General features: G+C 63.4%; 24 protein-coding genes and 2 pseudogenes. 10 read left to right on the plus strand and 16 right to left on the minus strand.

The window, feature by feature from the left end; genetic code table 11:
• The gene (locus AC4D14_RS04695; RefSeq protein ID WP_490900405.1) at positions 1 to 654 is read left to right on the plus strand and encodes a maleylpyruvate isomerase family mycothiol-dependent enzyme; all 654 of its coding nucleotides are present in this window, start codon (positions 1 to 3) and stop codon (positions 652 to 654) included.
• 118 nt (positions 655 to 772) lie between these two features.
• Positions 773 to 1,006, plus strand: a complete 234-nt coding sequence (locus AC4D14_RS04700) for a DUF1905 domain-containing protein (protein WP_490900492.1) — start codon at positions 773 to 775, stop codon at positions 1,004 to 1,006.
• A gap of 45 nt (positions 1,007 to 1,051) precedes the next feature.
• On the opposite strand, the gene AC4D14_RS04705 is transcribed toward AC4D14_RS04700, so the two are convergent.
• The 4 genes and pseudogenes from AC4D14_RS04705 to AC4D14_RS04720 form a co-directional block, all read right to left on the minus strand.
• Complete coding sequence (locus tag AC4D14_RS04705) at positions 1,052 to 1,456, minus strand: DUF7793 family protein (protein WP_490900406.1); 405 nt, start codon at positions 1,454 to 1,456, stop codon at positions 1,052 to 1,054.
• Positions 1,457 to 1,686: 230 nt separating this feature from the next.
• Positions 1,687 to 1,904: pseudogene (locus AC4D14_RS04710) on the minus strand (thiamine pyrophosphate-binding protein); the annotation flags it as partial.
• Positions 1,905 to 1,912: 8 nt separating this feature from the next.
• Positions 1,913 to 2,689, minus strand: a complete 777-nt coding sequence (locus AC4D14_RS04715) for a cyclase family protein (RefSeq protein ID WP_490900407.1) — start codon at positions 2,687 to 2,689, stop codon at positions 1,913 to 1,915.
• 214 nt (positions 2,690 to 2,903) lie between these two features.
• Positions 2,904 to 3,350 carry a helix-turn-helix domain-containing protein gene (locus AC4D14_RS04720; protein WP_490900408.1) on the minus strand — a complete coding sequence of 149 codons (447 nt, stop codon included), beginning with the start codon at positions 3,348 to 3,350 and terminating at the stop codon, positions 2,904 to 2,906.
• On the opposite strand from AC4D14_RS04720, the gene AC4D14_RS04725 reads away from it, so the two are divergent.
• The 4 genes and pseudogenes from AC4D14_RS04725 to rsgA all read left to right on the plus strand — a co-directional run bounded on the left by AC4D14_RS04725 (position 3,349) and on the right by rsgA (position 7,399).
• On the plus strand, positions 3,349 to 4,005 hold the full coding sequence (locus AC4D14_RS04725) for a 4a-hydroxytetrahydrobiopterin dehydratase (protein WP_490900409.1): 657 nt from the start codon (positions 3,349 to 3,351) through the stop codon (positions 4,003 to 4,005). The two genes, AC4D14_RS04720 and AC4D14_RS04725, sit on opposite strands and share 2 nt — an antisense overlap.
• 111 nt (positions 4,006 to 4,116) lie before the next feature.
• Positions 4,117 to 4,595, plus strand: a pseudogene (locus tag AC4D14_RS04730) (DUF6994 family protein).
• 278 nt (positions 4,596 to 4,873) lie between these two features.
• A complete protein-coding gene (locus AC4D14_RS04735; RefSeq protein ID WP_490900410.1) occupies positions 4,874 to 5,902 on the plus strand; it encodes an acyltransferase family protein in 1,029 nt (342 codons plus the stop codon).
• 327 nt (positions 5,903 to 6,229) lie between these two features.
• Entirely contained in the window at positions 6,230 to 7,399 is a 1,170-nt protein-coding gene (gene rsgA / locus AC4D14_RS04740; protein WP_490900411.1) for a ribosome small subunit-dependent GTPase A, read from the plus strand.
• Between the two features lie 374 nt (positions 7,400 to 7,773).
• On the opposite strand, the gene AC4D14_RS04745 is transcribed toward rsgA, so the two are convergent.
• Positions 7,774 to 8,184 (minus strand): Rid family hydrolase, encoded by a 411-nt coding sequence (locus tag AC4D14_RS04745; protein ID WP_490900412.1) that lies wholly within the window; start codon positions 8,182 to 8,184, stop codon positions 7,774 to 7,776.
• 77 nt (positions 8,185 to 8,261) lie between these two features.
• Here AC4D14_RS04745 and AC4D14_RS04750 point away from each other — a divergent pair, with 77 nt between their 5' ends.
• Positions 8,262 to 8,672, plus strand: coding sequence for a winged helix-turn-helix transcriptional regulator (locus AC4D14_RS04750; RefSeq protein WP_490900413.1), 411 nt, complete (start codon positions 8,262 to 8,264; stop codon positions 8,670 to 8,672).
• Between the two features lie 91 nt (positions 8,673 to 8,763).
• Here the strand turns inward: AC4D14_RS04750 and AC4D14_RS04755 are convergent, their stop codons facing one another.
• The 5 genes from AC4D14_RS04755 to AC4D14_RS04775 form a co-directional block, all read right to left on the minus strand.
• Positions 8,764 to 9,453, minus strand: a complete 690-nt coding sequence (locus AC4D14_RS04755; protein ID WP_490900414.1) for a Type 1 glutamine amidotransferase-like domain-containing protein — start codon at positions 9,451 to 9,453, stop codon at positions 8,764 to 8,766.
• A gap of 335 nt (positions 9,454 to 9,788) precedes the next feature.
• Positions 9,789 to 10,787, minus strand: coding sequence for a D-cysteine desulfhydrase family protein (locus AC4D14_RS04760; protein WP_490900415.1), 999 nt, complete (start codon positions 10,785 to 10,787; stop codon positions 9,789 to 9,791).
• Positions 10,788 to 11,477: 690 nt separating this feature from the next.
• Entirely contained in the window at positions 11,478 to 11,948 is a 471-nt protein-coding gene (locus tag AC4D14_RS04765) for a MarR family winged helix-turn-helix transcriptional regulator (RefSeq protein ID WP_490900416.1), read from the minus strand.
• 9 nt (positions 11,949 to 11,957) lie between these two features.
• Positions 11,958 to 12,743: an SDR family NAD(P)-dependent oxidoreductase gene (locus AC4D14_RS04770; RefSeq protein ID WP_490900417.1), complete on the minus strand. Its 786-nt coding sequence runs from the start codon at positions 12,741 to 12,743 to the stop codon at positions 11,958 to 11,960.
• A 100-nt stretch (positions 12,744 to 12,843) separates the two neighbouring features.
• Positions 12,844 to 13,293 carry a MarR family winged helix-turn-helix transcriptional regulator gene (locus AC4D14_RS04775; protein ID WP_490900418.1) on the minus strand — a complete coding sequence of 150 codons (450 nt, stop codon included), beginning with the start codon at positions 13,291 to 13,293 and terminating at the stop codon, positions 12,844 to 12,846.
• Between the two features lie 61 nt (positions 13,294 to 13,354).
• On the opposite strand from AC4D14_RS04775, the gene AC4D14_RS04780 reads away from it, so the two are divergent.
• The 3 genes from AC4D14_RS04780 to AC4D14_RS04790 all read left to right on the plus strand — a co-directional run bounded on the left by AC4D14_RS04780 (position 13,355) and on the right by AC4D14_RS04790 (position 15,314).
• Positions 13,355 to 14,173, plus strand: a complete 819-nt coding sequence (locus tag AC4D14_RS04780) for an NAD-dependent epimerase/dehydratase family protein (protein WP_490900419.1) — start codon at positions 13,355 to 13,357, stop codon at positions 14,171 to 14,173.
• 39 nt (positions 14,174 to 14,212) lie between these two features.
• Entirely contained in the window at positions 14,213 to 14,878 is a 666-nt protein-coding gene (locus AC4D14_RS04785) for a cation:proton antiporter domain-containing protein (RefSeq protein WP_490900420.1), read from the plus strand.
• Between the two features lie 64 nt (positions 14,879 to 14,942).
• Positions 14,943 to 15,314: a hypothetical protein gene (locus tag AC4D14_RS04790; protein WP_490900421.1), complete on the plus strand. Its 372-nt coding sequence runs from the start codon at positions 14,943 to 14,945 to the stop codon at positions 15,312 to 15,314.
• A 1,102-nt stretch (positions 15,315 to 16,416) separates the two neighbouring features.
• Here the strand turns inward: AC4D14_RS04790 and AC4D14_RS04795 are convergent.
• From AC4D14_RS04795 to AC4D14_RS04820, 6 genes are all read right to left on the minus strand, one after another.
• A complete protein-coding gene (locus AC4D14_RS04795) occupies positions 16,417 to 16,665 on the minus strand; it encodes an antitoxin (RefSeq protein ID WP_490900422.1) in 249 nt (82 codons plus the stop codon).
• Between the two features lie 304 nt (positions 16,666 to 16,969).
• Entirely contained in the window at positions 16,970 to 17,398 is a 429-nt protein-coding gene (locus AC4D14_RS04800) for a hypothetical protein (protein ID WP_490900423.1), read from the minus strand.
• 308 nt (positions 17,399 to 17,706) lie between these two features.
• A complete protein-coding gene (locus AC4D14_RS04805) occupies positions 17,707 to 17,922 on the minus strand; it encodes a hypothetical protein (protein ID WP_490900424.1) in 216 nt (71 codons plus the stop codon).
• Between the two features lie 474 nt (positions 17,923 to 18,396).
• Complete coding sequence (locus tag AC4D14_RS04810) at positions 18,397 to 18,774, minus strand: SHOCT domain-containing protein (RefSeq protein ID WP_490900425.1); 378 nt, start codon at positions 18,772 to 18,774, stop codon at positions 18,397 to 18,399.
• Between the two features lie 1,187 nt (positions 18,775 to 19,961).
• Positions 19,962 to 21,197 (minus strand): amidohydrolase, encoded by a 1,236-nt coding sequence (locus AC4D14_RS04815; RefSeq protein ID WP_490900426.1) that lies wholly within the window; start codon positions 21,195 to 21,197, stop codon positions 19,962 to 19,964.
• A 1,108-nt stretch (positions 21,198 to 22,305) separates the two neighbouring features.
• A complete protein-coding gene (locus tag AC4D14_RS04820) occupies positions 22,306 to 22,875 on the minus strand; it encodes a dihydrofolate reductase family protein (protein WP_490900427.1) in 570 nt (189 codons plus the stop codon).
• Positions 22,876 to 22,920: the final 45 nt, after the last annotated feature.

Raw genomic sequence — 22,920 nt, forward strand, 5'->3', positions numbered from 1 at the left:
ATGTCTTCCCGACTTTCGACCGCGGTATGGCCAGCCGTTCACAACGAACGCCGGATCCTCATTAGAGAACTTGAGTCGCTCACCCCAGAGCAATGGGCCCGGCCCTCGCTCTGCCCCGGCTGGGACATTCACGACGTTGTAGCTCATCTCGTGGATTCGGCGAAGACAACTCGTGTCAGCTTTCTGCGTCGACTGATCGCCGCGAAATTCGATTTCGACAAAGACAACGCAACCGGCATCATCAGGGAACGTGCCGCGACCCCGGAAGCGACCCTGACTGAGTTCCGCCGCATACGCGATGCGACCAAGACGCCGCCTGCTGCTCCAGCAACTCGACTCGTCGAAGTAATCGTCCATGGAGAGGACATTCGACGTCCCCTTGGGCTTTGGCGCTCCTACCCGGGTGAGTCAATCGACGCGGCCTTGCGTTATCAACTCAAAACCGCCATCTCTATGGGCGGCGGCAAGGAACGCGCAGCTGGATTTCGCCTGCAAGCTTCCGATTCAAGGTTTGAGCACGGTTCTGGATCAGAGGTCAAAGGAACCTCGTTGGCACTTCTCATGGCCATCTCGGGTCGCCCCGTCGATAAGGAAGATTTCTCAGGTGAAGGTGCCGCAACATTCGTACGAAAGCTAGAACAAGCGTCTCAATGAGCGGCCTCGTCCCGCACTGCCTTCCATCAGGAGCCCGAGCACGACAGATGCCCCCAACTTCCCCGCCCTCGACATCGCACTGTCGGCGCAGATCATTGCCGACAGCAACAGCTGATGGCTGTGCGTCCAAATGCCAGGCTCTGCCGAGGCATCGGGCACAGGTAAATCCGTAAAAGTCGAAGGCACAGTCAATGGCCAAGACTACGTGGCCTCCATGTTGCCCGTTGGCGGTGGCAGCCAGATGATGCCCATCCGGGCGGCTTTGCGGAAAACCCTCGGCAAAGGACTCGCAGACGTGCGAAAGTGCACCTGTGCCCGCACACCACCTGAGCAGTCTCCTGCATCCGGTTGAGGATCCTCCTGCGGGAATGTGCCGGTGCGGTGCCGGGGTCGGGTTTCACCGGGTCGGGGAGGCGCCCTGCTGACGGAGCCATTCCAAGGCCCGGCGTCGGCTGCGGAAATACGCGACGGGAAAGGGCGGGGTGTGCACCCGGCGGAAAAACTCGGCCAGGAGGTCCTCGACGGCGGAGGATCCCAGGAGCGCAACCCTCAGCGGTGCGTGGTCACCGGCGAAGGCGGCGAGGGACCGCACGCTCACGGACATGATGCCGTTGAGATCGATCAGTATCGGGCGGGGGTCGCCCGCGGCCAGCAAATTGACCCGGGCGATGAGGCTTACGGCGTCGTTCTCCTCGATCCGGATCCCCCGGTCCCAGCGCACCCGCAGCACGCCGTCGCGCCCCTCGGTGAGTGTCCACCGGTGGACACGGTCTTGGGCGGGCTGCCCGGACGCCGGGCTCATGTCCGGCCCGCCTGCGGCCTGGCGGGCGCGTTCGCGCCGTGCCGGGCGCGGCCGCTGAACAAATTGATGCTGCACATAGGCACTTCCGGAGGATTGGACGGGCTCCCCGGAACTCATTGTTCCCCGTGGAGAACTCAAATGGCGAACGAATATTCACCTGATGTGCGGTGGCCGGCGGGGAAGGGGCCGCCCGCCGTCCCTGCTGGACGAAGGGCTGAGCGGCAAGGCCGGCAGCCCTGATGTGTGCTGACAACTCCCACGGTGTTGGACATCCTGGAGTAGGCGTCAGCCATGGTCGCGGCCCCGCCCTCATGGCGGCTGGCGGTGAAGGGCACCCCTTCACTGATCAGGGCATTCGTGACCTCGAAACTGCCGCTGCCGACAACGCCGAAGACTCGTACGACGACCAGCCTCGCTAGGGTCTACCCACTCGTGTGGAGACCCATATGTTCCCGCTTACGAGGACTCGACAAGTGCGAAAACACGGGCCGGACTGCCTGTTCCACCCACGATGGGCAATGGGGCGACGACGAGAGTCGCTCCAAGCACGGGCAGCTGATCGACGTTTCGAAGCGAGGTGACTCCATACTTATCAGAGCCGAGCAGATAGAAGTGAACCGGGAACATGGGATCGAACATCCCAGCCTGCCCAGCGTCGACGCCGACGGTCTCCACCCCAAAACCGCTGACGTTGCTGTTACCCGCTATCCAGCGCGCGCCCGCCGCCGAAACCCCGGGCGTGTGAGGTCCGGTCTCATCGGCGTTGATGAAATCGGTGGAGTTGGCGCCGCGGGCGGACCACCCGGTCCGGAAAATGATCCAGCAGTGAGGAGGAAAGGGCCCATGCTCCTGCTGCCACTGCTCAAGATGCTCAGGTTCCAGCAGGAAGTCCGGATTGAGTTCCACATCCTCGGACTTGTCGATCACGACCAGAGGCCCGACCAGACGAGAAGGTTCAATCTGATCCACCGACTTGCCGTCCCGGCCGGAAATCCAGTGCACCGGTGCATCCACATGGGTACCGGCATGCTCCCCTACGGTTACGTCGTTCCATGCCCACGCAGGCCCGCGGTCATCGAAACTGCTCACAGGTGAAAGGCCCAAACCGACGGTATTAGCGAATGGTTCAGGCAGGTTCAGTATCGGGGTGTCCTTACTCAGCGGAGTGGTCAGGTCCACGACCTTCACCGAACCGTCTCCGAGCGCCGCAGCCAGCCCTTTCAATAAAGACATCGTTCTCCCCTTCAGTGTGCTGCGCAGAACAAGCAGCTGTTCATGGAATCCGGTCACCACACCCCAGGGAGAGGCCGAGCATCCCCCGCTCTGGGAATCACACGTTCTTTGTGGCCGGCGGTCAGCTCCAATCCGTCCGGCGTGGCTTGAGTCTAACCACCCCGCAACCGATTTGTATCGCAGAGTTTCCGACCGTAACAAGAGCATCATATTCTCATGAATGCCGCGGGCTACCCCATCGCCCCTGCCGCCTGAGGACACGATCGACTTCGTCGGCCAGCCCGATCAGCCGCGTGAAGTGGTGTCCTAACATTGGCGCCGCTCCGAATCCGGACTCAGCTGCGACGTCCTTGATTGAAAGGCGCGCGTTCTTCAGAAGTTCCTGCACGCGTGCGACTCGTTGGCGTGTGAGCCATGAATGTGGTGTGCGTCCGACTTCGGCCATGAATAGACGTGTGAGGGTCCGTTGGGCTACGCAAGCAACGCGGGCCATGGCGGCAACCGTGATGGTGTGCGTAATATTCTCAGTTATCCAGCCAGGCATGGGCTGCAGGCTTTGTCCGGATCGGGCGACCGCGGGCCTTTCGATGAACTGTTTCTGGCCACCATCCCGGCCCATGCGGCAGACCCCAATGACTCGAAAACCAGAGGAGAAAACCATGCAAGCAAGAGATGTTCTGAACCAGGAGCAAATCCAAGCAAATCTGCTCCAGTTGCCAGAATGGCGCTACGGTTTGGGTGCTTTGCGGACCGCATTTAGATGTAAATCATCCGCCACTGCCTTGGATTTGCTTTCCACCATTGGTGGGCTGGCAGAGGAATCCAACCACCACCCTGATGTGGACTGGCGGTATGACACACTGTTCATCACGCTCACTTCGCACGATGCCGGAGACAGGGTGACGGCGCGTGACGTGACGTTGGCCCGCGCGATATCGAAGCAGGCCCAAGCCACTGGCGTCACGCCTCTCCCGGAACTCCTGCGCACAGTGGAGATAGCCATCGATACCGATGCCCCGGAAGCCATTTCGAAAGTCTGGCAAACTGCACTGGGCTACAAGATGCGGGGAGACGGAAGCCTGACCGATCCCTATGGCAGGGGTCCGGCCATCTGGTTTCAGGAGTCCCAGAGTCCCAGCGTGAATCGTCTTCACCTGGACGTCACGGTCCCCTTCAGCGAAAGCGCCTCGACTCTGAACGCTCTGGTTAGCGTTGGTGCAACACTCGATGATGAACACGCGCCCATGTGGGTAGTGGCCACTGACGCCCAAGGCAACCGGCTGTGCATCAGTACTGAGGCCGGCCGCGGCGACTAGCGCGGCGCTCTGCCCCTAGGAGGGACCCGTGGCCGGCTATCAACGGGGGTCTCGTCAGGATGTAAGCGGCCGTTCGACCTTCGCGCTGGTCGGGCCCTCTCCCCATACCTTGTGTACGAAGCAGACGGCTCGAGAATAGTCCTTGGAAGCGACACAATCGCAAAGCGACATCGAAGGAAACTGAGCCACCTCTACACACAGCTTCCGAACGAGATCGATGACGCATTCCTGCGACGCTCGTACACGATCTGCGGCTTCATGATTTTCCCCGTCGCGCAGGGCAGCCTCAACCAGACTCGAGGCAAACATCCGCGGATCCAGGCCCGATGGAACCTGACCCTCGAAGCGATCCGACGCTTCTACGACGGTGGCACGAGCCCTTGACCGAGACCATCGATCGCTATGACGACTTCTTCGCGCTCTTCGGCTCCTTCGACGGATACACCGACCATTTCCAACTCGGCGACTTCGTGGACGCCAGTGGTGCCGTACGCTTCTTACTCTCCTTCGACAACTTCAAGTCGCCGGCGCTGCCCCTGACCTCTCGACTGGTGATACTTAGGCCAGGGCAAATCGTTGCCCCGTCCTGAACCATCGATGGTTATGGCTGCAGCGTCATCAAAGACGACGTTCATGTTGATGACGCCGGAGCACAACCATGTGAATCCCTTCATGCCCGAGCCAATCCCCCGGTATGTCTGACGAGCATCTGGTGCGGCTGTTGGATGAAGCGAAAGCACTCAGCTTGGCCGATGAGGCCGCGGACGACCCGTCACCGAGACAGAACCTGCTGTGACGGACCATCCGGATTCATCCCGACACCGAACCTCACCTAAGCGAACCCAGGGACAGTCCACAGGTTCGATTGATGAGACTCGACGGGGAGGCCGCCATCAGTACTCTCACGGACACGCGCATACGGTGGCTGGACAGTTGCCGTGGGGTTGCCATCCTGCTGGTCGTCGTGCTGCATGCGGGCGAGGCCCTCCGAATAACCGTCGGCCCGACTCCGGGCGTCGACCAATTCAACCTCTTCCTCGAGCCGTTCCGCATGCCCGTGCTCACGTTCCTGTCCGGGACCCTGCTGCCACAGTCGATGGCCAAGACCGGGAGGAAGTACTTCGTCGGCAAGGTCTCCAAGGTGGCCTGGCCGTATTTTCTCTGGTCGCTGATCATTCTCGCTGCAAGCGGCGATCTCAGCCCGACGGCGGTGACCCGGGTCTTCCACCATTCGCCGACCTACCTCTGGTACCTCTGGTTCATCCTCGTTTTTTACGCCCTTGCCTATCCGCTGCGGCGCGTCCCGCCGCTGCTCATCGCCGGCACCGCAGTGGGCGTGTCGTTCATCCTCACCGACGGCAGCCGCCCGGAGGCCATGGCCTTTCTCTCAGCGTTTTTCTTCTTCGGGGCCTGGTGCGCCCAGCACTGGCGGGAGATCGCGGGAATCATCGGGAAGCCGTGGGTCCTTACTGTCGCCGGTGCGTGCGCGGTGAGTGTTGGTGTATTGAGCGTGGCGGGTTGGGAGGTGCTGTACCAGGGGGAGTTCGTATGGGGCGCGGCGGGGGCGCTCGTGATCGTGTGCTGGTTCTTCCCCCGGCTCCCCGCCGGACGGGTGACCGCCGCGCTCGAATTCGTCGGACGCTACTCGATCGTGTTCTACGTCGCCCATCTCGGACCGATCATGATCACCCTCGCCTTGGCCGACGCGATCGGTTCTGCCGGGGCATGGTACGTTCTGCCGCTGTTGCTGCTGGTTGGCATCGGCGTCCCGCTCGGGCTCGCCTGGGTCTACTCAACCCGCGAGCACGTCTCAGTGACTCTGTTGTTCGAGCTGCCCGCGCTGCAGCGACGCCATGGCACACGAACAAGCGATGGACAACGAGCAAGGAGCCTTTGAGTAAGTGCAGGCGCCCCCGAGTCAGCGGCGTGATGGATACCGTTTGCAGTTCACAGGTCCCGGATCGCGAAGGCCATGGCGAAAGCCTCGGGCGGAAGCTAGAGTTGGGAACCGGTCCGGTATCACTTCGATGGACCGCAGAAGAGAGCGGAGGTGTTTTTTGATGACTGTCATTGCCGTGCGCCCCCGGCGCCTTGAAACCATCAAAACAACCGCCCCCGTCTCCAGCTTCCGTACCGCATAGGGCACCGCCCGCGGAACGCCACAACACCTTGGGCCTTTGCCCGGAAGTGGCCGGTGCCAGGGGACTTTTCCCGAGGTATCACAGTGAAAAATTCTTCAGGCCACGGCCCAGACAGTCTTGCTGCATCCACATCAATTCGCACCGGCCCAACCCTTTACGGCTACAACGCCGTCGTCGCACGCCACTTCGACGAAAACCCGCCACCTGTTTATAGCGCGGACACTCCCTGCGAGCCTGGCCGCGTGGTGCGGGTTGACCGCAGCCTGGTCCTGGTGGCCGTGGGCATGGAGCTCCTGCACCTTCCCTACCCGCTTGATGCCGGCGTGCCGGTTACGGGCGACTGGGTTTGGATAGGACCCAACCGCGCGGGTGATCGCCAGATTCTCGGCGTGCTGCCCCGGCGTTCGGAGCTCAGCCGGAAGCGCGCCTTCGAGGACTCCTCCGCCGCCCAGGTCCTGGCTGCCAACATAGACGTGATCGGCGTGGTGGTTCCGGTTGACCGGCCGCTCACGCACAACCGTCTCGAACGGACGCTCGTCGCCGCCTGGGATTCAGGCGCCGTTCCCCTGGTGATCGTCACCAAAGCGGACCTGGCGCACGTGACGGATGACGTCGTCGGGCAGGTCATCCTGCAGGCGGCAGGTGTTGACGTGGTCACCACCTCCGCGGAGAACGGGGACGGGATCGAGGACCTGTTGGCACATCTGCCCCCGCGCAGCACGCTTGTCCTCCTGGGGCCCTCCGGCGCAGGCAAATCCACGCTGATCAACGCCCTGGTTGGCCACCAGGTGCAGCACACAGGCGAAGTCCGCTCCGGGGACTTCAGGGGCAAGCACACCACCACCTCCCGGGAGCTTGTGCCGCTGGCGGACGGCACTGTGCTCATGGACACTCCCGGCGTGCGCGGGTTCGGGCTTTTCGACGCCGAGGACGGGATGGAGCAGATGTTCGGGGACGTGGAGGAACTCGCCAGAGCCTGCCGGTTTTCCGACTGCGCCCATCACCAGGAACCCGGCTGCGCCGTGCAGGCGGCCCTGGCTGACGGCACACTCGAGGACCGCCGCTGGAACAACTATCTGAAACTCCAACGCGAATTGGCCGCGCTGGCCCGCCGCAAGGATGCCGCGGCCAGCCGGGCGTACCAGCGTGAGTGGCACCAAAAAGTGGCCGGAGGAGGGAAATCCCAGCGTTCTGCAGAGCGCGCCAGATCAGAGCGGGAGGAGGAGCAGCGGTCAAAGCGGAAGCGGCGCTGAGCCACTGAAGGGAGCCAGGACCTACATGGAATTCTCGTTTCCGGGCCGGCCGGAAAGAGTGTCTCGGTGGACGAACGGCATAAGCGAAATCCCCAAATACGCTCCGGCGCTCCCGCGTACACTCCTCTGGGCTCGAACCCTCGGCAAAGCCCTGCCTCGTAACCCGGGGGTCCCCGCTCATTTCAAACCCCGGAAGTCACCAACCTCATGGCCGGGTACAGCTAGGCCGAGGGAGCGGTAAGGCCTTCACCCTCTGCCACGGCCGAGACCCATACCGGGTCGTCTCCCGCCACGCTGCGGCCGGCACGGAAGGGCCCAAGGTGCTTGCGCGATCGGCGCCGCGGCGATGCCGGGGAGCGGTCCTTGCCGGCAGGTCAGTCGAGGATGGCGGTGGCTTCGACCTCGACGAGAACATCGGGTTCGAAGAGGGATTCGACTCCTATCAATGATGCGGGAGGCATCGGCAACGGCAGTGCGAGTTCCTCTGCGACGGAGTCGACGCCCGCCATCAAGGCATCGATTTTTTCCGGGGCCCAGCCCGTCACGTAGAAGGTGAGGCGTACAACGTCATTGAAGGTGGCGCCGGTGCTGGTCAGGCCTTGGTGGACGTTGCGGAGGGCAGAGGCGACCTGTCCGGCGAGGTCGCCTGGTGCCTGCGGTGCTCCGTCCTGGTTCGTGGCAACCTGCCCAGCGATGTACACGTGGCGGGTGCCGGCCGCAACGGCGACGTGGTGGTAAGGGGTCGACGGCATCATGCCCTGGGGGGACGACAGGCGAACGCTCACAGGAATCTCCTTAAGCTAGTGGTTGGTATCCTGAAGGTACTTGGTATGTTTTGGACACTTCAACGAGACTAGGTCTCATGCCGGATACTGATGCCCAAACCACGGAGCGCTTCGAGCTGAGTGCGCCGCATCGGGAGCTCCTCGATCAGGTGCTCGATAAGTGGTCGCTGCAGGTGCTGGGAGAGTTGTGTGAGCGGCCCTCCCGCTTCAATGAATTGCGCCGGGCCATTCCGGCGGTCACGCAGAAATCATTGACCGGCACCCTGCGCCGGCTTGAACGCAATGGCGTCGTCGAACGCGTCGTTCTCGACGCCCGGCCTGTAGCGGTGGAGTACCGCATCACGGCGTTGGGCAAGACCCTTCGAGCGCCGGTTGATACGATCCTGGAATGGGCGGCGGTTCATCTGCCCGGCATTGAGGCAGCGCGCAGCCGCTACGACGCGGGTGTCCTATGGCCGGTGACAGGGGAAGGACCTGGTCAACCGTGAAGCAATTGTGGGAACCGCTGCCGGTACGGCCCAGTCCGAGCCCCAGGGTGTTGACACTGTCCGCACCGCTCCTCAGCTCAGCGCATGATGCTCAGCGCTTCTGCTCGCTTTCAGAATTGAACTGGTGCCAGCGCCCTTCGGAAATGATTTCCACAATGCCATCCACGACAGAGATCGCCGTTTGGTCATCGATCGCATAAGCGGGTCCACGAATATCCATAGCCCACCGACGCGCGCTCTCGGACGTGTTCGCGGACCACCCCGGATAGTCCAGGTGAGGGAAGATCGAAAACTCCACCACACCGAGCGCTTCGTCGCCCTCGCTGGGGTTCCAGTCCAAAAATTGCACTCCGATTCGCGGAGTCATCACCATGCTCCCAGCGCTCACGCCGACCCACACGGTGTCCGTGAGGGACGGCAGCAGATCTGCCAGACCCGACTGCCGCATCCAATGCGCGAGGTAGATTGCCTCTCCCCCATCAACCAGGAGAACGTCTGCTTCTAGCACCCAGGGCAGCCAGCGGCTTTTTGCGATGCTTGGTAACGCCGTCAGCTCCAGAACGCCGACTGACTTCCAGCCCAGCCCGAGCAGACCCTGCCGGCCGGGCCCGGGGCCGGCAAGTGTCATCCACACCGTCTGTGGTGAGCACTTGGGATGTCCCCATTGCGCGGTCGGGATGAATAAGGCATTACAGCCCTCGATCGGCTTGCCGAGCATCTCCACCAGCATCCCGCGAATCGACGCATTGGTGACGCCTCCAGATGTCAGCAGAAGCCTCATCGTCGATTCCTTCCCCTCCGAGCGCATGGTCCTCCTGGTCCACCGGCCCAAAGGGTAGACGCGGGAATAGAGCCATTCTCATCCCTCCCCCGGGAACCAACCAGACACCCGTGTTTCGAAAAGCCAAAGCTTTTCAAGGCACCCAATTAACGTCTGGACCAGGGCGCTCACTCCCCTGGAACTCCGGGGCGGTCCGTGTCTTGGAAAATCGTCTCGCCGTCTTCTGTCTCAGATGGGCTGCTGGTGACACTCGTGGACAGCGGATACCCAGGGCGTTAACACCCCCGTAGGTTCAACACACCGCTTGCGAGCAAGGAGAACACGGGCGGGCCCTTTTAGGTGTGAGCCTGCTTGCCACTGAGTCCGAAGATTTTTCCCAGGGCGTCCTGGTGCCCCAGCAAACCGGGTAGACCTCCGGTGTGCCAGAAGACCGTTCGGTGTCCGCGTTGAATGTCACCGTTACGGACGGCACGAACGAGGCCTGCCATCGCCCTCGCCGTGTAGGTCGGGTCCAGGATCACACCCTCGGTGCGTGCAGCGATCTGCAGGGCTTCAAGGACCTCATCGCTGACGGATCCGTAGCCTGACCCCAGCAGGGAGCGGTCGATCCGGATGGCCGCTGTGTCCTGTGAGCGGCCGGAGAGCTCCGACACCATCCCTGCGACGGCGGACGCCGGGTCGGCCATGGCGCCTGTGTCGACGCCGAGCACACGGTCCGCGCCGAGGGCGACGACGAGGCCCGCCATAGTGCCTCCGGAACCGACGGCCACCACGACGCGCTCCACCGAGGGGTCCTGCTCGAGGAGTTCGGTGCCGGCGTCCCGGTAGCCGGTCGCTCCCAGGGCGCTGGAGCCTCCGAACGGGATGACGGCAGGCGAATGCCCCTCGCCTGCCAGCGCCGATGCGACGGCGTCGGCGCGTGCTGCGAGCTCCTCGTCGGATGCGTCACCACACCAGTGGATAGTGGCCCCGAGCAGCGCGTCCAAGGCGATGTTTCCCAATGGTTCCGGGCCCCCGGCAAGGACCAGCACCACGTCGACGCCGAGCTTCGCGCCGGCGGCAGCGGTGAGCCGCGCGTGATTGCTCTGGGCAGCGCCGGTGGTGATGAGAACGTCCGCGCCTTGCGCGAGGGCCGTGCCGGCGGTCCACTCAAGTTTGCGCACCTTGTTACCGCCCCCGCCCAACCCGGAGAGATCGTCGTGCTTGATCCAGAGGTCGCCGGGGTCGAGGCCGAGGGCAGCGGCGAGCCGTGGAGCCGGCTCAAGGGGAGTCGGCCACGAGCCAAGATGCGCCCTGGAAGGAGGTACGTCCATCTGGTCCGTCACACGGGTCATTAATCCTCCACTTTCGCGCCGCCCCTACATGCGAGCAAGGGCATACGGGCCTGGGTTTAGTAGCTCATCACGGAGCTGGCGGGCACATGATCGATCCTAAAGCCGCTTAGAGGAGTGCATCGCGCTCCCCTAAAGCAATCATTCTGCATGCTTCAAGAGCAAGCCTGCAGTGCGCAGTGACGCCCGCCCTCATTAGACGGGCTCGTGGCATGCTCCTGCCGGCGGCCGGCGGGTTCCGGCCCCTGCGCCCCCGGTTGATCACCAGAATCGCCGCTAAGAGCATCGCGACCGCCGTGCCGCCTCGCTCGAGCTCTTTGAAGGTCACTTTCCCTTGCGTGGAACAGTGGAAGGCGACAGTGCCGCCGACCTCGACTGGGTAGCCGCCGAACTGAACGACCGGCCGCGCAGAAGACTCGAGTTCAGGAAGCCGAGCGAACTGATCGGAAACCTCCTGTTGCAATCACCGCAAGAACCCTAGGAACGTCAGCAGCATCACCCACCTGGTCTACATGCAAGGCTTGCCCTACCGCGGGCCGACCAATCCGCTCGGACATGCACTCGGCTGGCATCCCGCCTTATCGTCGAAGCAGCCGCTGGACGACGCAGTGAGCCACGCGATACCTGACCAGGGGCCCTACGTGCTCCGGCTCGACGTTGACCCGGCCCTGCCCGCGCTCGGGGCGTGGCCGATCAGCGTCCGCGCCCGGCCGCGTCCTGCGCGGCCAAATGGTCCTCGATCCGCCGCACCGCGTCTTTCAGCACACGGCGTGTGACGGCGAGGTCGGCCTCGTCGGCGCCGTCGAATGAGACAGCCAGCGCCAGCGCGACGGGGTCGGGCAGCCCCACCCACAGGTTCCGTCCGGCCTCGGTAATGCTCAGCAACCGCTGGCGCTGGTCGACCGCGTCGGGTGTCTGGGTGACAAGGCCCTTGCGGACAAGGGTGACAACGATACCGCTCAGCGTCGCGCGCTCGATCCTCAGGAGTTGGCTGAGGTCGCGCTGCAGGGTCGGTCCTACATGGACGAGCTGGTGGAGCACGTACCACTGGGTCGGCCCGAGGTCGTACTCGCGCAGCGTCGACTCGATCAGGGCACGGGAGGTGAGGTGGTACTTCTTCGCCCACGCCCCGACCGAATCGTGCTGGTCCGCCTCGTCAGTCATCCCCCATGATTACCACGGGATGGCGGTGTCCTCCCAGCGCGTGAAGGTGTTCGTCGGTCCGTCGGGGCCAAGGAGCGCGACGCGGACGACCTCGCGGGAGCCGTCCTCGATCGACTCGGTGCCTGCGAAGTTGTTGAGCGCGGTGCTGGTGAAGCCCGGAGAGACGAGGTTGATCTTGATGTCGGTCTGCTCGAGCTCGATCATCATCGCCAGCGTGATGGCGTTCTCTGCCGTCTTCGACGCGGCGTACCCGGGCCCGTAGACCGTGCGGTAGGGAAAGTCCGGGTCGACGTTCAAGGCCAGCGAGCCGACCGCGCTCGAGACGTTGACGATCCGGGCGTCGGACGACGCCCGCAGGAGCGGCAGCATCGCCTGGTAGACAGCGAGCACGCCGAAGACGTTGACATCCCAGATGGCGCGGACCTCCTCGAGCGAGGCGATGCTCGCGGTCGATGACGCGGCCATCTCCTGCGGCGTCGGGCTGCCCGTGCGGGTGTTCGAGATGCCGGCATTGTTGACGAGCAGGTCGAGACGGCCGTGCTCGGCGCGGATCCGCTCGGCGCGGATCCGCTCGGCGCGGATCCGCTCGGCCGCGGCGGCGATCGACGCGAGGTCGGTGACGTCAATCTGGATCGCGGTTGCTTCGACCGGGATGCCGGCGGCGGCGGCCTCGCCGCGGGCGAGGTCGCGCGAGCCGAGGTAGACGGTGACGCCGTGTGCGGCGAGCTTGGTGGCGACCTCGAGGCCGACCCCTTGGTTGGCCCCGGTAACGAGGGCAATGCGTGCTACGGACATGGATCCTCCTTTTTTGTCTGCTACCTTTCAATTATTGTCAGGTGGCTAACGAAAAAACAAGGGGTCAGTGAGCGTGACGGCGAGGCCGGAGCGGGAGGCCCTAGTGCTTCGCGCGGTCCCTGGCTAAGCGCGTCAGAAGTGTGCGCAGCTGCGCGGACTCGTCGTCGTCGAGCTCGGCGAGGAGCTGCCGCTCTGCCTCGTCACTGGCGTGGATTGCCTGCGTGAGCACCGTGCGCCCGTCCACGGTCAGTTCCAGGACGTTGCGACGCCGGTCCCCGGCATCGGCGCGGCGCGCCACGAGCCCCTTGGCCTCAAGCGCGTCAAGCAACCCCACCATGGTGGTCCGGTCGACCCCGAGGCGTCCGGCCACCTGCTGCTGAGATGCCGCATCCTCGTCGTCAAGCAGAAGCATGACGCCCAGCTCGCGGCCGCTGATCCCGATCAGTGCCAGGTGCTCGGCGTGCAGGCCCTCGAGATCGAGGAGTGCGCGCTTGAGAAGGTAGGTCAGCCGAACGCTGAGCCGCGACGGCGGGTTTCGATGTGTTGCCATTCCCCCATCGTACCGCTAAGCTGATCGTCAGCTACACTGATAATCAACCAAGGAGATAATCATGGCAACTTTGCTACTCACCGGTGCTACCGGTCTCGTCGGCTCGCGTCTGCTGCCGCGCCTCATGCAAGACGGCTACGAGGTCCGCGCACTGGTCCGCGGCGACGCCGCGCTGCCGCCGGGCACCACCGCCCTCCGCGGCGACCTGGCCGACCCCGGCACGCTGCGGGCAGCCGTCGAAGGCGTTGACGCGGTGGTCCACCTGGCGGCGCTGTTCCGCACGCAGGATGAAGCAGCCATCTGGCGCGCAAACCTCGACGGCACCCGCAACCTGATTACTGCCATGCAGGAGCACGCACCGCGTGCCCGGGTCATCATGAGCAGCACCGGGAACGTCTACAACGCGGACGCGACGCGCCCCGCGCTCGAAACCGACGCGTGCTCGCCGACCGCTGCCTACGGGGCGAGCAAGATTGCCGCCGAGCAGCTGCTCCGCGACAGCGGTCTGACCTGGGCAGTGCTGCGGTTCCCATTCGTGTACGGAGAGGGCGACGGCCACCTCGCCTCCATGCGTACGCTTGCCCCGCAGTTCGGCCTGCACCCCGCGCAGTCCTACTCGGTGGCTCACCACCGCGATATCGCTGCCGCCGTGCGCCTCGCACTGACCGGGGTTATGGACGGACGGATCGTCAACGTCACCGACGGCGCCCCGGTCACCATCTTCGAGATGGCCCGCCTCGCCGGACAACCGATCGAGGGCTCCGCCGAGCCGCTGGCCAACCCGTGGTTCGGACACCTGGACGGCACCCTCATACGTGAGCTCGGCTTCTCCCCGAGCGTGCCGAGCATCTACGCCGCAGCCCGGGACGGCATTCTCTAGGCCTTCGGGCTATCTGCGCCACGTGCACTTGGAGGACTTGTGGAAGGCCTGCAAACCGCGGTGCTGATCGGGTTGCTGCTGCTCGTCGGCGGTGCGGTCGCTGCGCGGACGCGCATCCCGACGCCGTTGATGCTGCTCGTGCTGGGCATCGCGTTCGGGTTCATCCCCGCCTTCGGCGAGGTCGTGCTGCATCCGGAGGTAATGCTGCTGTTGTTCCTGCCCGCCCTGCTCTACTGGGAATCGCTCACGACCTCGCCTCGCGAGATCCGCCGCAATCTACGTGCCTTCGCGCTGCGGGCTGTTCCGCTCGTGCTGGCGACCGTGGCCGTCGCGGCCGTGCTGGCCGTCGGGTTCGGGCTTCCGCTCGGTGTTGCGATCACACTGGGCGCGATCGTCGGTCCGACGGACGCAACTGCGGCCAATTCGGTAACCAGGCGCCTCCCCCGTCGCACGTCGACCGCCCTGCGCGCGGCGAGCCTCATCAACGACGGTACCGCGTTGACCGCCGGTGCCCAAGAACCGCACGGCACGTGTGACCGTCGGCAAATCCATCTACATGCCCGGCGGCTGCAACGCCGCCGGCGGCACCCCGATGTCGGTCAGCGACACCTTCACGCCCTCCCGCCCGTAGGGATCAGCCAGGGACCTCGCCCGCGCCGATCCGCACCAGCGCGGGTCAGCCGGGCGGTACCCGCCGCCGCCTGAACCGAGCGTCACCGGCCGGTAAGTGCCGCCAGCAACGCCCGCAATAGTTCCTTGAGGAAAAACCATGACGACCCAAGCGCTTCCTTCCCCCCGGATCTTTGGCATCGAGTGGACCCCCGCGGCCCTGCAGGCAGCTGCCAAGCGCCACGCCTTGATTCAAACGCATACCGCCTATGCGGCCGCCGTGGCCGCTCTCGCCTGCCATGCAGGACGCATCGATCAGGTGCGGCTGCGGGCCATGGTCGCCCGGGTTATCGGCAGCACCGAAGGGACCTACTGGATGGCCGCGGCCCTCGCCGTCGGGCACCTGGCAATCAGCTTCCCTCACGACCTGACCGAGCGCCAGGCCTCGCTTCTGCTCCAGCCCCTTCTTGCCGCCGAACGGCAGGCGAAATCAGCGGCCAGAAGCGTCCCGCCGGCACCGTGCGCGGCATAGGAAACTTAACGAAAGAATCACCCGACGGCCGCCTGATCCGCCATGGTGATGCCGCGGCAGCATGCACCCCGGACACTGCCGGTCAGAACCTGCAGTGTTGGTGCGGTCGAGCGGCCAGCCACCCACTCCCTCCAGGATCCGTCGTCCCGAAACCTGGAAGGGACGCCCGCTCCCCCGCCCAGGCCCGGCCCCTCCTTGGAAAGGGCACCGCCTCCGCTCCAACGGCGCACCCGGCGCCGCGCACCCCTTAACTCCAATGGGCGAGGACACCGGTCCGGCAGTAAGCCCGCCGAAGCCATCAGGGCTTCCGGCGGCCGTTCCAGCTCGTTCGACTCCGACCCTGCCGATGTGGGGTCCATGCGTACCCTGTTCGGGCATGCCGTCGAGACCTTCGGCGGGATCGACGTGCTAGTCCACGCCGCGGTGACCACCCTCCCGGACCCGCTCCACGATGGTACGGGCGCCGTGGAGCGGGTCCGGGCGCAGCACTGCCCGAGCGGCCTTCATCGCCTATGTGCTCGCAGCGGAGCGCCTGCGCCCGGGCGGGGCGATCGTCACCTACTTCACTTCACATCCTGACCCCGTTGAGCCCGCAGGCGGGTACGGCGCGACTTCGCCCTGGGGTGTTCCGGCACTGAGGCTCATCCTCGCGGCGGAAATTCGCGCCCGCAACATTACGGGTGACATGGCGCGGTGGCTGATGCGGAGGTTTCAACTCGACCACCAGCGACAGTTGCCCACGCTCGATGCGGAGTCACCCCTAGGAAATTATCCGCTTCATAAAGCTAAGAAATGAATCACGCCTACCAGCGACACACAAGTCGATGAATCGTCATATCTGCCGCAAAAGACCATGAACTGACCCAAAGCAACGGGTGTTCCTATCCCACACCGCGAGGCGTGGGATGCAGAATCCATCAGATTCCTCCACATCCACGGCGACGCTTCCGCACTTGAGTTCTGGCACGGCTCCGGACCGGGTCCAGGGAGGCGGAATTTCATGGTCTGAACGGACGCTCGTTTCCAATTGCGTGGACATACTCGCCCAGATGACCCGGAGGCGAACCAATCGATCACCGGAAAGCCCTGTTACTGGACTGAATCACCTGTTCGGCGGGAAGGTGGGCCCCTTGCCGCCACGGCCGTTGTTCCTGTTGGCTTTGTCGATGGCCTGCGCCGCTTTCGAATGCGCTCCGGTGATGTGGCGTGAATATTTACCGTGCGTTCTCTTGTTGGCGAAGTTGCCGGCCTTCGCGATGCCGTTTTTGACCTTGTCCAGGTTGTTGCTGCTGAATGTGAGCACCTTGACCGCGAGGAATCCGGCCTCGCTTCGTCCACTAAATAAGCCCACGGGTGGTTCCTGTTGGTGAGGGGAGACTTATGCCGCCCCCCCCCCGAGATCATCTAGCGTAGATGGACTTGATGACGGAAGTATGTGAGTCCGGCCGAGCCCGTACCAAGTCATCGACGCCGGGCCCGCTGCACGGGTCGGTAACACCGGTCAGCGTGCTGCCGCCCTAGCCGGGCTGCGGGGAGACGTATTGGGCCTGACCGAGGGCGTTCGGGTAAACGATGCTTACGTGAGCAGACGGACTAGCGCCGAAAGCCCCCCCGTCCCGGGCGACGTTCGGCGCTAGAAAGCTTCCGGCCCGCCATCACCTGGTGATTCTGATCTCCTTGTACAACTCGGAAACCGTGCAGGGTTCCTCGGGGGTGCGGCAACTGTATTGGCTTACGGACGCTGCTGCTACGCCGCGCTTGAACGCCGGACCACTATTCGCCAGCACCCAGACTGAGATTGTCTGCCTCTCACCCGTGCATTCAACGCGACCCCCGGACGGGCTTCCACTGCCAGTGGCGACGCCCCTGCCGCTTCTCTGCGCCAGCCTTACGGAGGCGAAGACCTCAGCGTCCGCGTCACAAACGAACGAGTAAGTTACGTCGACTGCTGCTCCTCGCGCGACCAAGGAAGCGCTGTCGACGCCAAGAACACCGTCGGCGGCGACTGCCGGGGACGCTGTTGCGAAGAGCCCGATCACGAAGGTGAGGGCAAGGGTTTTAACAGAAGTTTTTATCACTGTCATGACGACTCCAATGTCGCAAGCAGCAACGCTCGATGGGATCGGCGGCGTCGCTCTCTACAGGAATACTGCGATCGCAGTTCTCACGAGCCTAGGGTCCTTTCGACTGCAAGCTTTGCTCCAATACGAGCCCCGGCATGAAGGACTCGCATTGCTGAGATTGGCTTCCCTAGCCGGAAAAAATGACTACCAAAACACAAACTAGAAGCGTAACAGCCCAAACTCGCGTGTAAACGGGAAATCCCTATGGCGGCTAAAACAACGCCGCTGCCAACTCGAAGACCGTTCTGCGACGGCTTGGTGAGCAAATTCTACTCCTCCGCGCGCTGATACTCCCGTAATTTGCGGGTGACGAGTTCGCCGATGAGGTCCGTCAGGGCCTTGGCGTGGGGGTGCAGGCGGCCCTCGCTGACGGCACACTCGAGGACCGCCGCTGGAACAACTACCTGAAACTCCAACGCGAAATGGCCGCGCTGGCCCGCCGCAAGGATGCCGCGGCCAGCCGGGCGTACCAGCGTGAGTGGCACCAAAAAGTGGCCGGAGGAGGGAAATCCCAGCGTTCTGCAGAGCGCGCCAGATCAGAGCGGGAGGAGGAGCAGCGGTCAAAGCGCAAGCGGCACTGAGCCACTGCACCCGCGAGCCCCCGGGGCAGGCCCCATGGGCCCTGCCTTCCACTGCGCTTCAACCCTCTGCCGGGGCAGCCGGGTAACCGGGGCGTCGGGAAAGACAGGTAGCGGCGGCCCTGGCAGCGCACGAGCAGGTAAAGGTCCGGATAATGTGACCAGTGCCGCGATGTTCAGCCTTAGAGGGAACCGCAATTTGATTAATCGCAGGACCCAAGGCCACCAAAACGCCGAAGGCCGCAAACAAACCGAATCGAAACGACCACCCTCCAACAGCGGGATTGCCTCAGTAGCGTCATCCTCCCGGCTCGAAGTGTTTATCGGCCGACCTTGCTTTCAGAGCCGGGGCAAGTGCCCCCGCGCCCCCACAGGTGGGGGTCACGCTAAGGCAAGGGCCTTCAGGCGGGCGTACTCTGCCTCAGTTATATCTCCTGCGGCGAGCAGCGATTTTGCTGCCTCGATCTGCTGCGTGGGGGACGGAGCCCCGGCAACATCGCGAATGTATTTTTCCGTGTCCTCAACGGATTGCCGTACGCGTACTTCACTCCGCAAGGCCATGCCTTTACCTCGTATAATCACGTATATAAGCGCGGAAGCGAACGGAGCAGCAAAAAGGCACAGGAGCCACAGTGCTTTTACACCGCCGCCAGCATCTTTATCACGCAAAAGATCGGAAATGATTTGATAGAGTAAGAGCAGGTAAGCGATGAGCAAGAAAGCAACAATAATGCTCCAAAGCGATTCCCAAAAGCTCATAAATCCCTCCTAGAATAGGTTTCAGCGAACTTTTTGAACTATTCGAAAGCAGGTTATGGGAAACACAAATCGTCTAGGGATGCACTGGACATGCTCAGCGCTCCAGGCTGTCAGCTTACAACGGGTTAGCTGTTACACAGTAGGCCCATTTGCCGCTTTCGATTGCCCGACGCACGCGGCCCATCGCTCTTCACCGCATCGCACTCTTGCAAACTATCGGAAGCGGCCTGCCATTCTCCTAGTAGCTCCCGCCTGATTCGCAGAGGTAAGCCACTCCCGGAATCGGATGGGGCTTTTCCGGAACTCACGACCGGCTTCTGACCACTTTTGGTGCTGAACGGTACCTTCGTCGCCGGGCCCTGTTGCAGTATTGGAGGGTGTGCTGGCCGGTCGGTTCCGGCACGATTCTGTCCTTGGTCATTGATGACTCGGGGGTGTCGTCACCGGGCCAGCTTGGCGGCAGTCAATCAGTGATTGAGGCACGACGACGGGTCCTTTGTATCGTGGATGTGACATCTGCCGCCGTTGACCAGCCAGCACAAACAGTGAGGGTTGGACGAGGGAGGTTGGCGAATCCGGCCATCGTGCCGTGGCCCTGAATCGTTCCCGGAAGAAGCTTTTCGGTAAGGCACAACCCAACGACAAGGTCAGACTCCGCGTAATCCTGGCCGGCCTGAGCGGGCGAAGACGAATTTCGCTCGTGGCGGATCAGCCGGCATCCTGGACCCCGCCGCGGCGGAATTGCCGACCCGCTCTCCGATACCGACCGCACTGCGAACTGCTGGCCGAGCACACGTTGATGCCCGGCTTGGAAAAGCGCCCGCGGCGGGCGGCTGAGGCAATTTTCTCCACCCTGGGGGAACATACCGTGTCGTCGTGGGCATGAGCGCGGCCGGTGTCGTGTTGCCGAAACTTGCCGAGCAGCTCTGTGCCTGCGACACCAGCGCGAAGCCGTCGCGGCCCAGATTGAAGACCTCGTGGAGGTCCATGCTCTTCACAAGATCCTGACGTCGATGCCCGGGGGAACGCCACAACCGTGCCTCATCGCACTCGCCCACCGCCGCTCCGACGTACTCTTCGCCATGCTCCGCGACGGAGTCCTCAACCGAGACCCTCAATCACGGAACCTTCCATCAGCAGCTTGACAGAAACCATAGAAGCTCCCCGTCCTGCCGACTCCATCTCAGCTACTGCTCTGTAGACGCGGATGTATCCAGATATTCGCAGGCAGCCGTCACGAGCGCCTCCGTACCCAGGCTCAGCGTAGGTTGGATCTCTGGGGCAAAGTAGGGCGAGTGGTTTGACGGAATGTCCTCCGGCATACGGCCGTTTTCGGCCCAGTCCTTGGAGGAGGAAGCGTCAACTCCGCCAAGGAACCAAAAGACAAGTGGCGCACCGGCAGCCTGTGCCAGCACTCCAACATCTTCGCTGGCTGATACGGCACCCGGGTCAATGACCTTCCCGGGCCCGAACTTCTGCTCGAGTGCGGCAACGACCCTGGCTGCTGCTGCTTCGTCATTGACCGTAAGTGGGAAGTGCTCTTCATAATGGAATTCCGCCTCCCTGGGAGCATTTGAGGCTCTTGCTTCGCTGCGCACAATGCGCTCAACGGAACCCAGGACCTTGTCTCTGGTGACATCGCTGAAGGAGCGGATGCTAAGACCCAAAGAGGCAGTCTCAGGGATGATGTTGTTCTTGGTTCCGGAGTGAATCTGCCCGACGGTGACCACAGCTTCGTCGCTGGAGGCCAGTTCGCGAGAGACGATCCCCTGCAACCGAACGGTGGCGGCAGCGGCCAAGAGGACCGGGTCCACGGTGGTTTCGGGACGTGAGCCGTGACCACCCTTGCCATGCAACGTGATGCTGAGGGAATCGGCCGAGGCCATGACGACCCCGGGGCGAATGCCAAACCACCCGGCCGGAAACGGTGCCACGTGCTGGCCCAAAACTACGTCAGGCTTGGGTACCAGATCGTAGAGCCCGTCCGCCACCATTGCTTGTGCGCCACCACCCCATTCTTCGGCCGGTTGGAACACTGCGATAAGGGTGCCCTGCCATTCCTGACGATTGCCGGCCATGGTTTCCACCGCTCCAACCAAGCAGGTGACGTGAACATCGTGTCCGCAAGCATGCATCACCGGCACCTCCCTGCCCTCATGGTCCACGCCGACTGCCTCGCTTGCGTAGTCCAGACCTGTGGCTTCCTTGACGGGAAGGGCATCCATATCTGCCCGGAGAAGGACAACGGGTCCAGGCCCGTTTGCCAGGACGCCAACAACGCCCGTCTTGCCCACGTTACGGTGTACTTTGAAGCCGAGATCAACCAGATGCCCTGCAGCAATTTCAGCGGTCCGGACTTCCTGAAACGAAAGCTCCGGATTGGCATGCAGGTCGCGGTAGAGCTCCTCAAGATCGATGCTCATGGGCTTACCCTCACAGATCGACGCTAGTTCTGGCCAGTATATCCACTTGCCAGGTTGGGTCCCGGTAGAACACAAACCTCCGTGAACTACATGCTTGACGGTGGGGGGAAGACTCAAAATGTCTGTCGTGTTCGACCCCGTTTGCTCGGCCCATCCACGTCCTAAATCACCGCCCAAATCCCCGCAGGGACCGCGCCACAAGGCGGAGCCGTCGTCCTGGCCGGGAATGGCCAGGCGGTCACCCTTACCGGACCGCACGGGCAGTACTTTCGCCCCCTGAGCTGACCCACCACTTTTCCCGCGCGGAGCGCCTCACTGCTGCATCGGAGCCGCCCGCAAAAGTGTCCGCTGAAGGACTGGCCTACTCGCGCTCCTCGACCCTCATCGAGTGGAAGGTTCCCTATCCGGGTTTAGCGGTACGATCGCGGGCATGACCGCTTGCTCCGTACTGCGTTGTCTAGAAACTGCATCGAGTTCGTTCGTGTTGGCGCCGTACTCGGACCGTGAAGTGCCCGTCTGTCTGGGGCACAAGACGACTCTGGAGGGAGGCGCCCCTGGAGGGCCAACCCGGGCACAATCACAGCAGCCCTTAGCGCAACAACGGGTTCGGTCGAGGTCGCGATCCTTATGGGGCCCGACCTTCCATCCGAATCGCAGGTACGGGAAATTGGCCTTAGCCCGACCATTGGCAGTGAGGTCGGTTTTTCTGTCGCCAACCAGTGGCATCCACCTCGACAGAACAACGGGCCGGCACCGTAACGATCGCGACGACCCCCCGAACACCGAACAGACGGCCGATTCAGCGTGCAGCCTTAAGCCAACTCGACGGGGAGGACACGGTTGGCCTGCACGGGTCACCTCACGACGCACAATGCTTGTGGGCCGTCAACCGCGGGTCTGCATAAGGACGGTGGCAGATGCGGTGTTTCCACCGCCGCACATGCTGAGGCGTTGAGTCAGTTTGGTCGAAAAGCGATCAGTAAGACAGGCTCCGCTGAATACTGGTGAAGACCGTTATCCGTTTTCACACTATTCGCAGCGCGGGGCAACGCGACCCCGAGCCGTCGTTCCGTCGCGAGGGAGCGGCCAACGTGCCAGGACAATCACGTCAGGCCGCAACTCGCGTGGGCCGGTATCGCAGGGCGACCGCCCCCGACCGGAACTCATGGCGGTCCACGAGCTCGAGCTGGATGCGCTCGCGCAGACCGGCGAGCAACGTCGGTCCGTGTCCGGCAAGCACCGGCTGCACAAGGAACTCGTACTCGTCGATCAGTCCCAGATCTGCCAACGCCAGCGGGAGCGTCACGCCACCCACCCACAGTCCCTCGCCCGACTCCTGCTTGAGCCGCTGCACCGCTGGCCCCAAGTCGTCTCGCACCGGGTCGGCATTCCAATCGACCCCACTCAGCGTGCTCGACACGACGTACTTTTTGGCCCGGTCGATGGTCTCGGCGAACGAGATCTGCGACTCATCCATCCAGTCAGGCCACGTGCCGGTGACCGGCTTCCGCCACGCCGACTCCATCATCTCGTAGGTCACCCGGCCGAATAGCAGGGCATCGGCTCGCTCCATCTCGGCCGTCCAGTAGAGCATCGACTCCTCGTCCGGGGGGAGACCCGCCTCGTGATGGCAGCAGCCGTCGAGCGTGACGTTGATCGAGTATCGAAGTGGTCTCATCTCGTTGCTCTCCTTTGATGCGCGCTCCGAGTTCGCCGGACCGGT

The organism is Arthrobacter sp. TJ-254 (genome assembly GCF_058269175.1).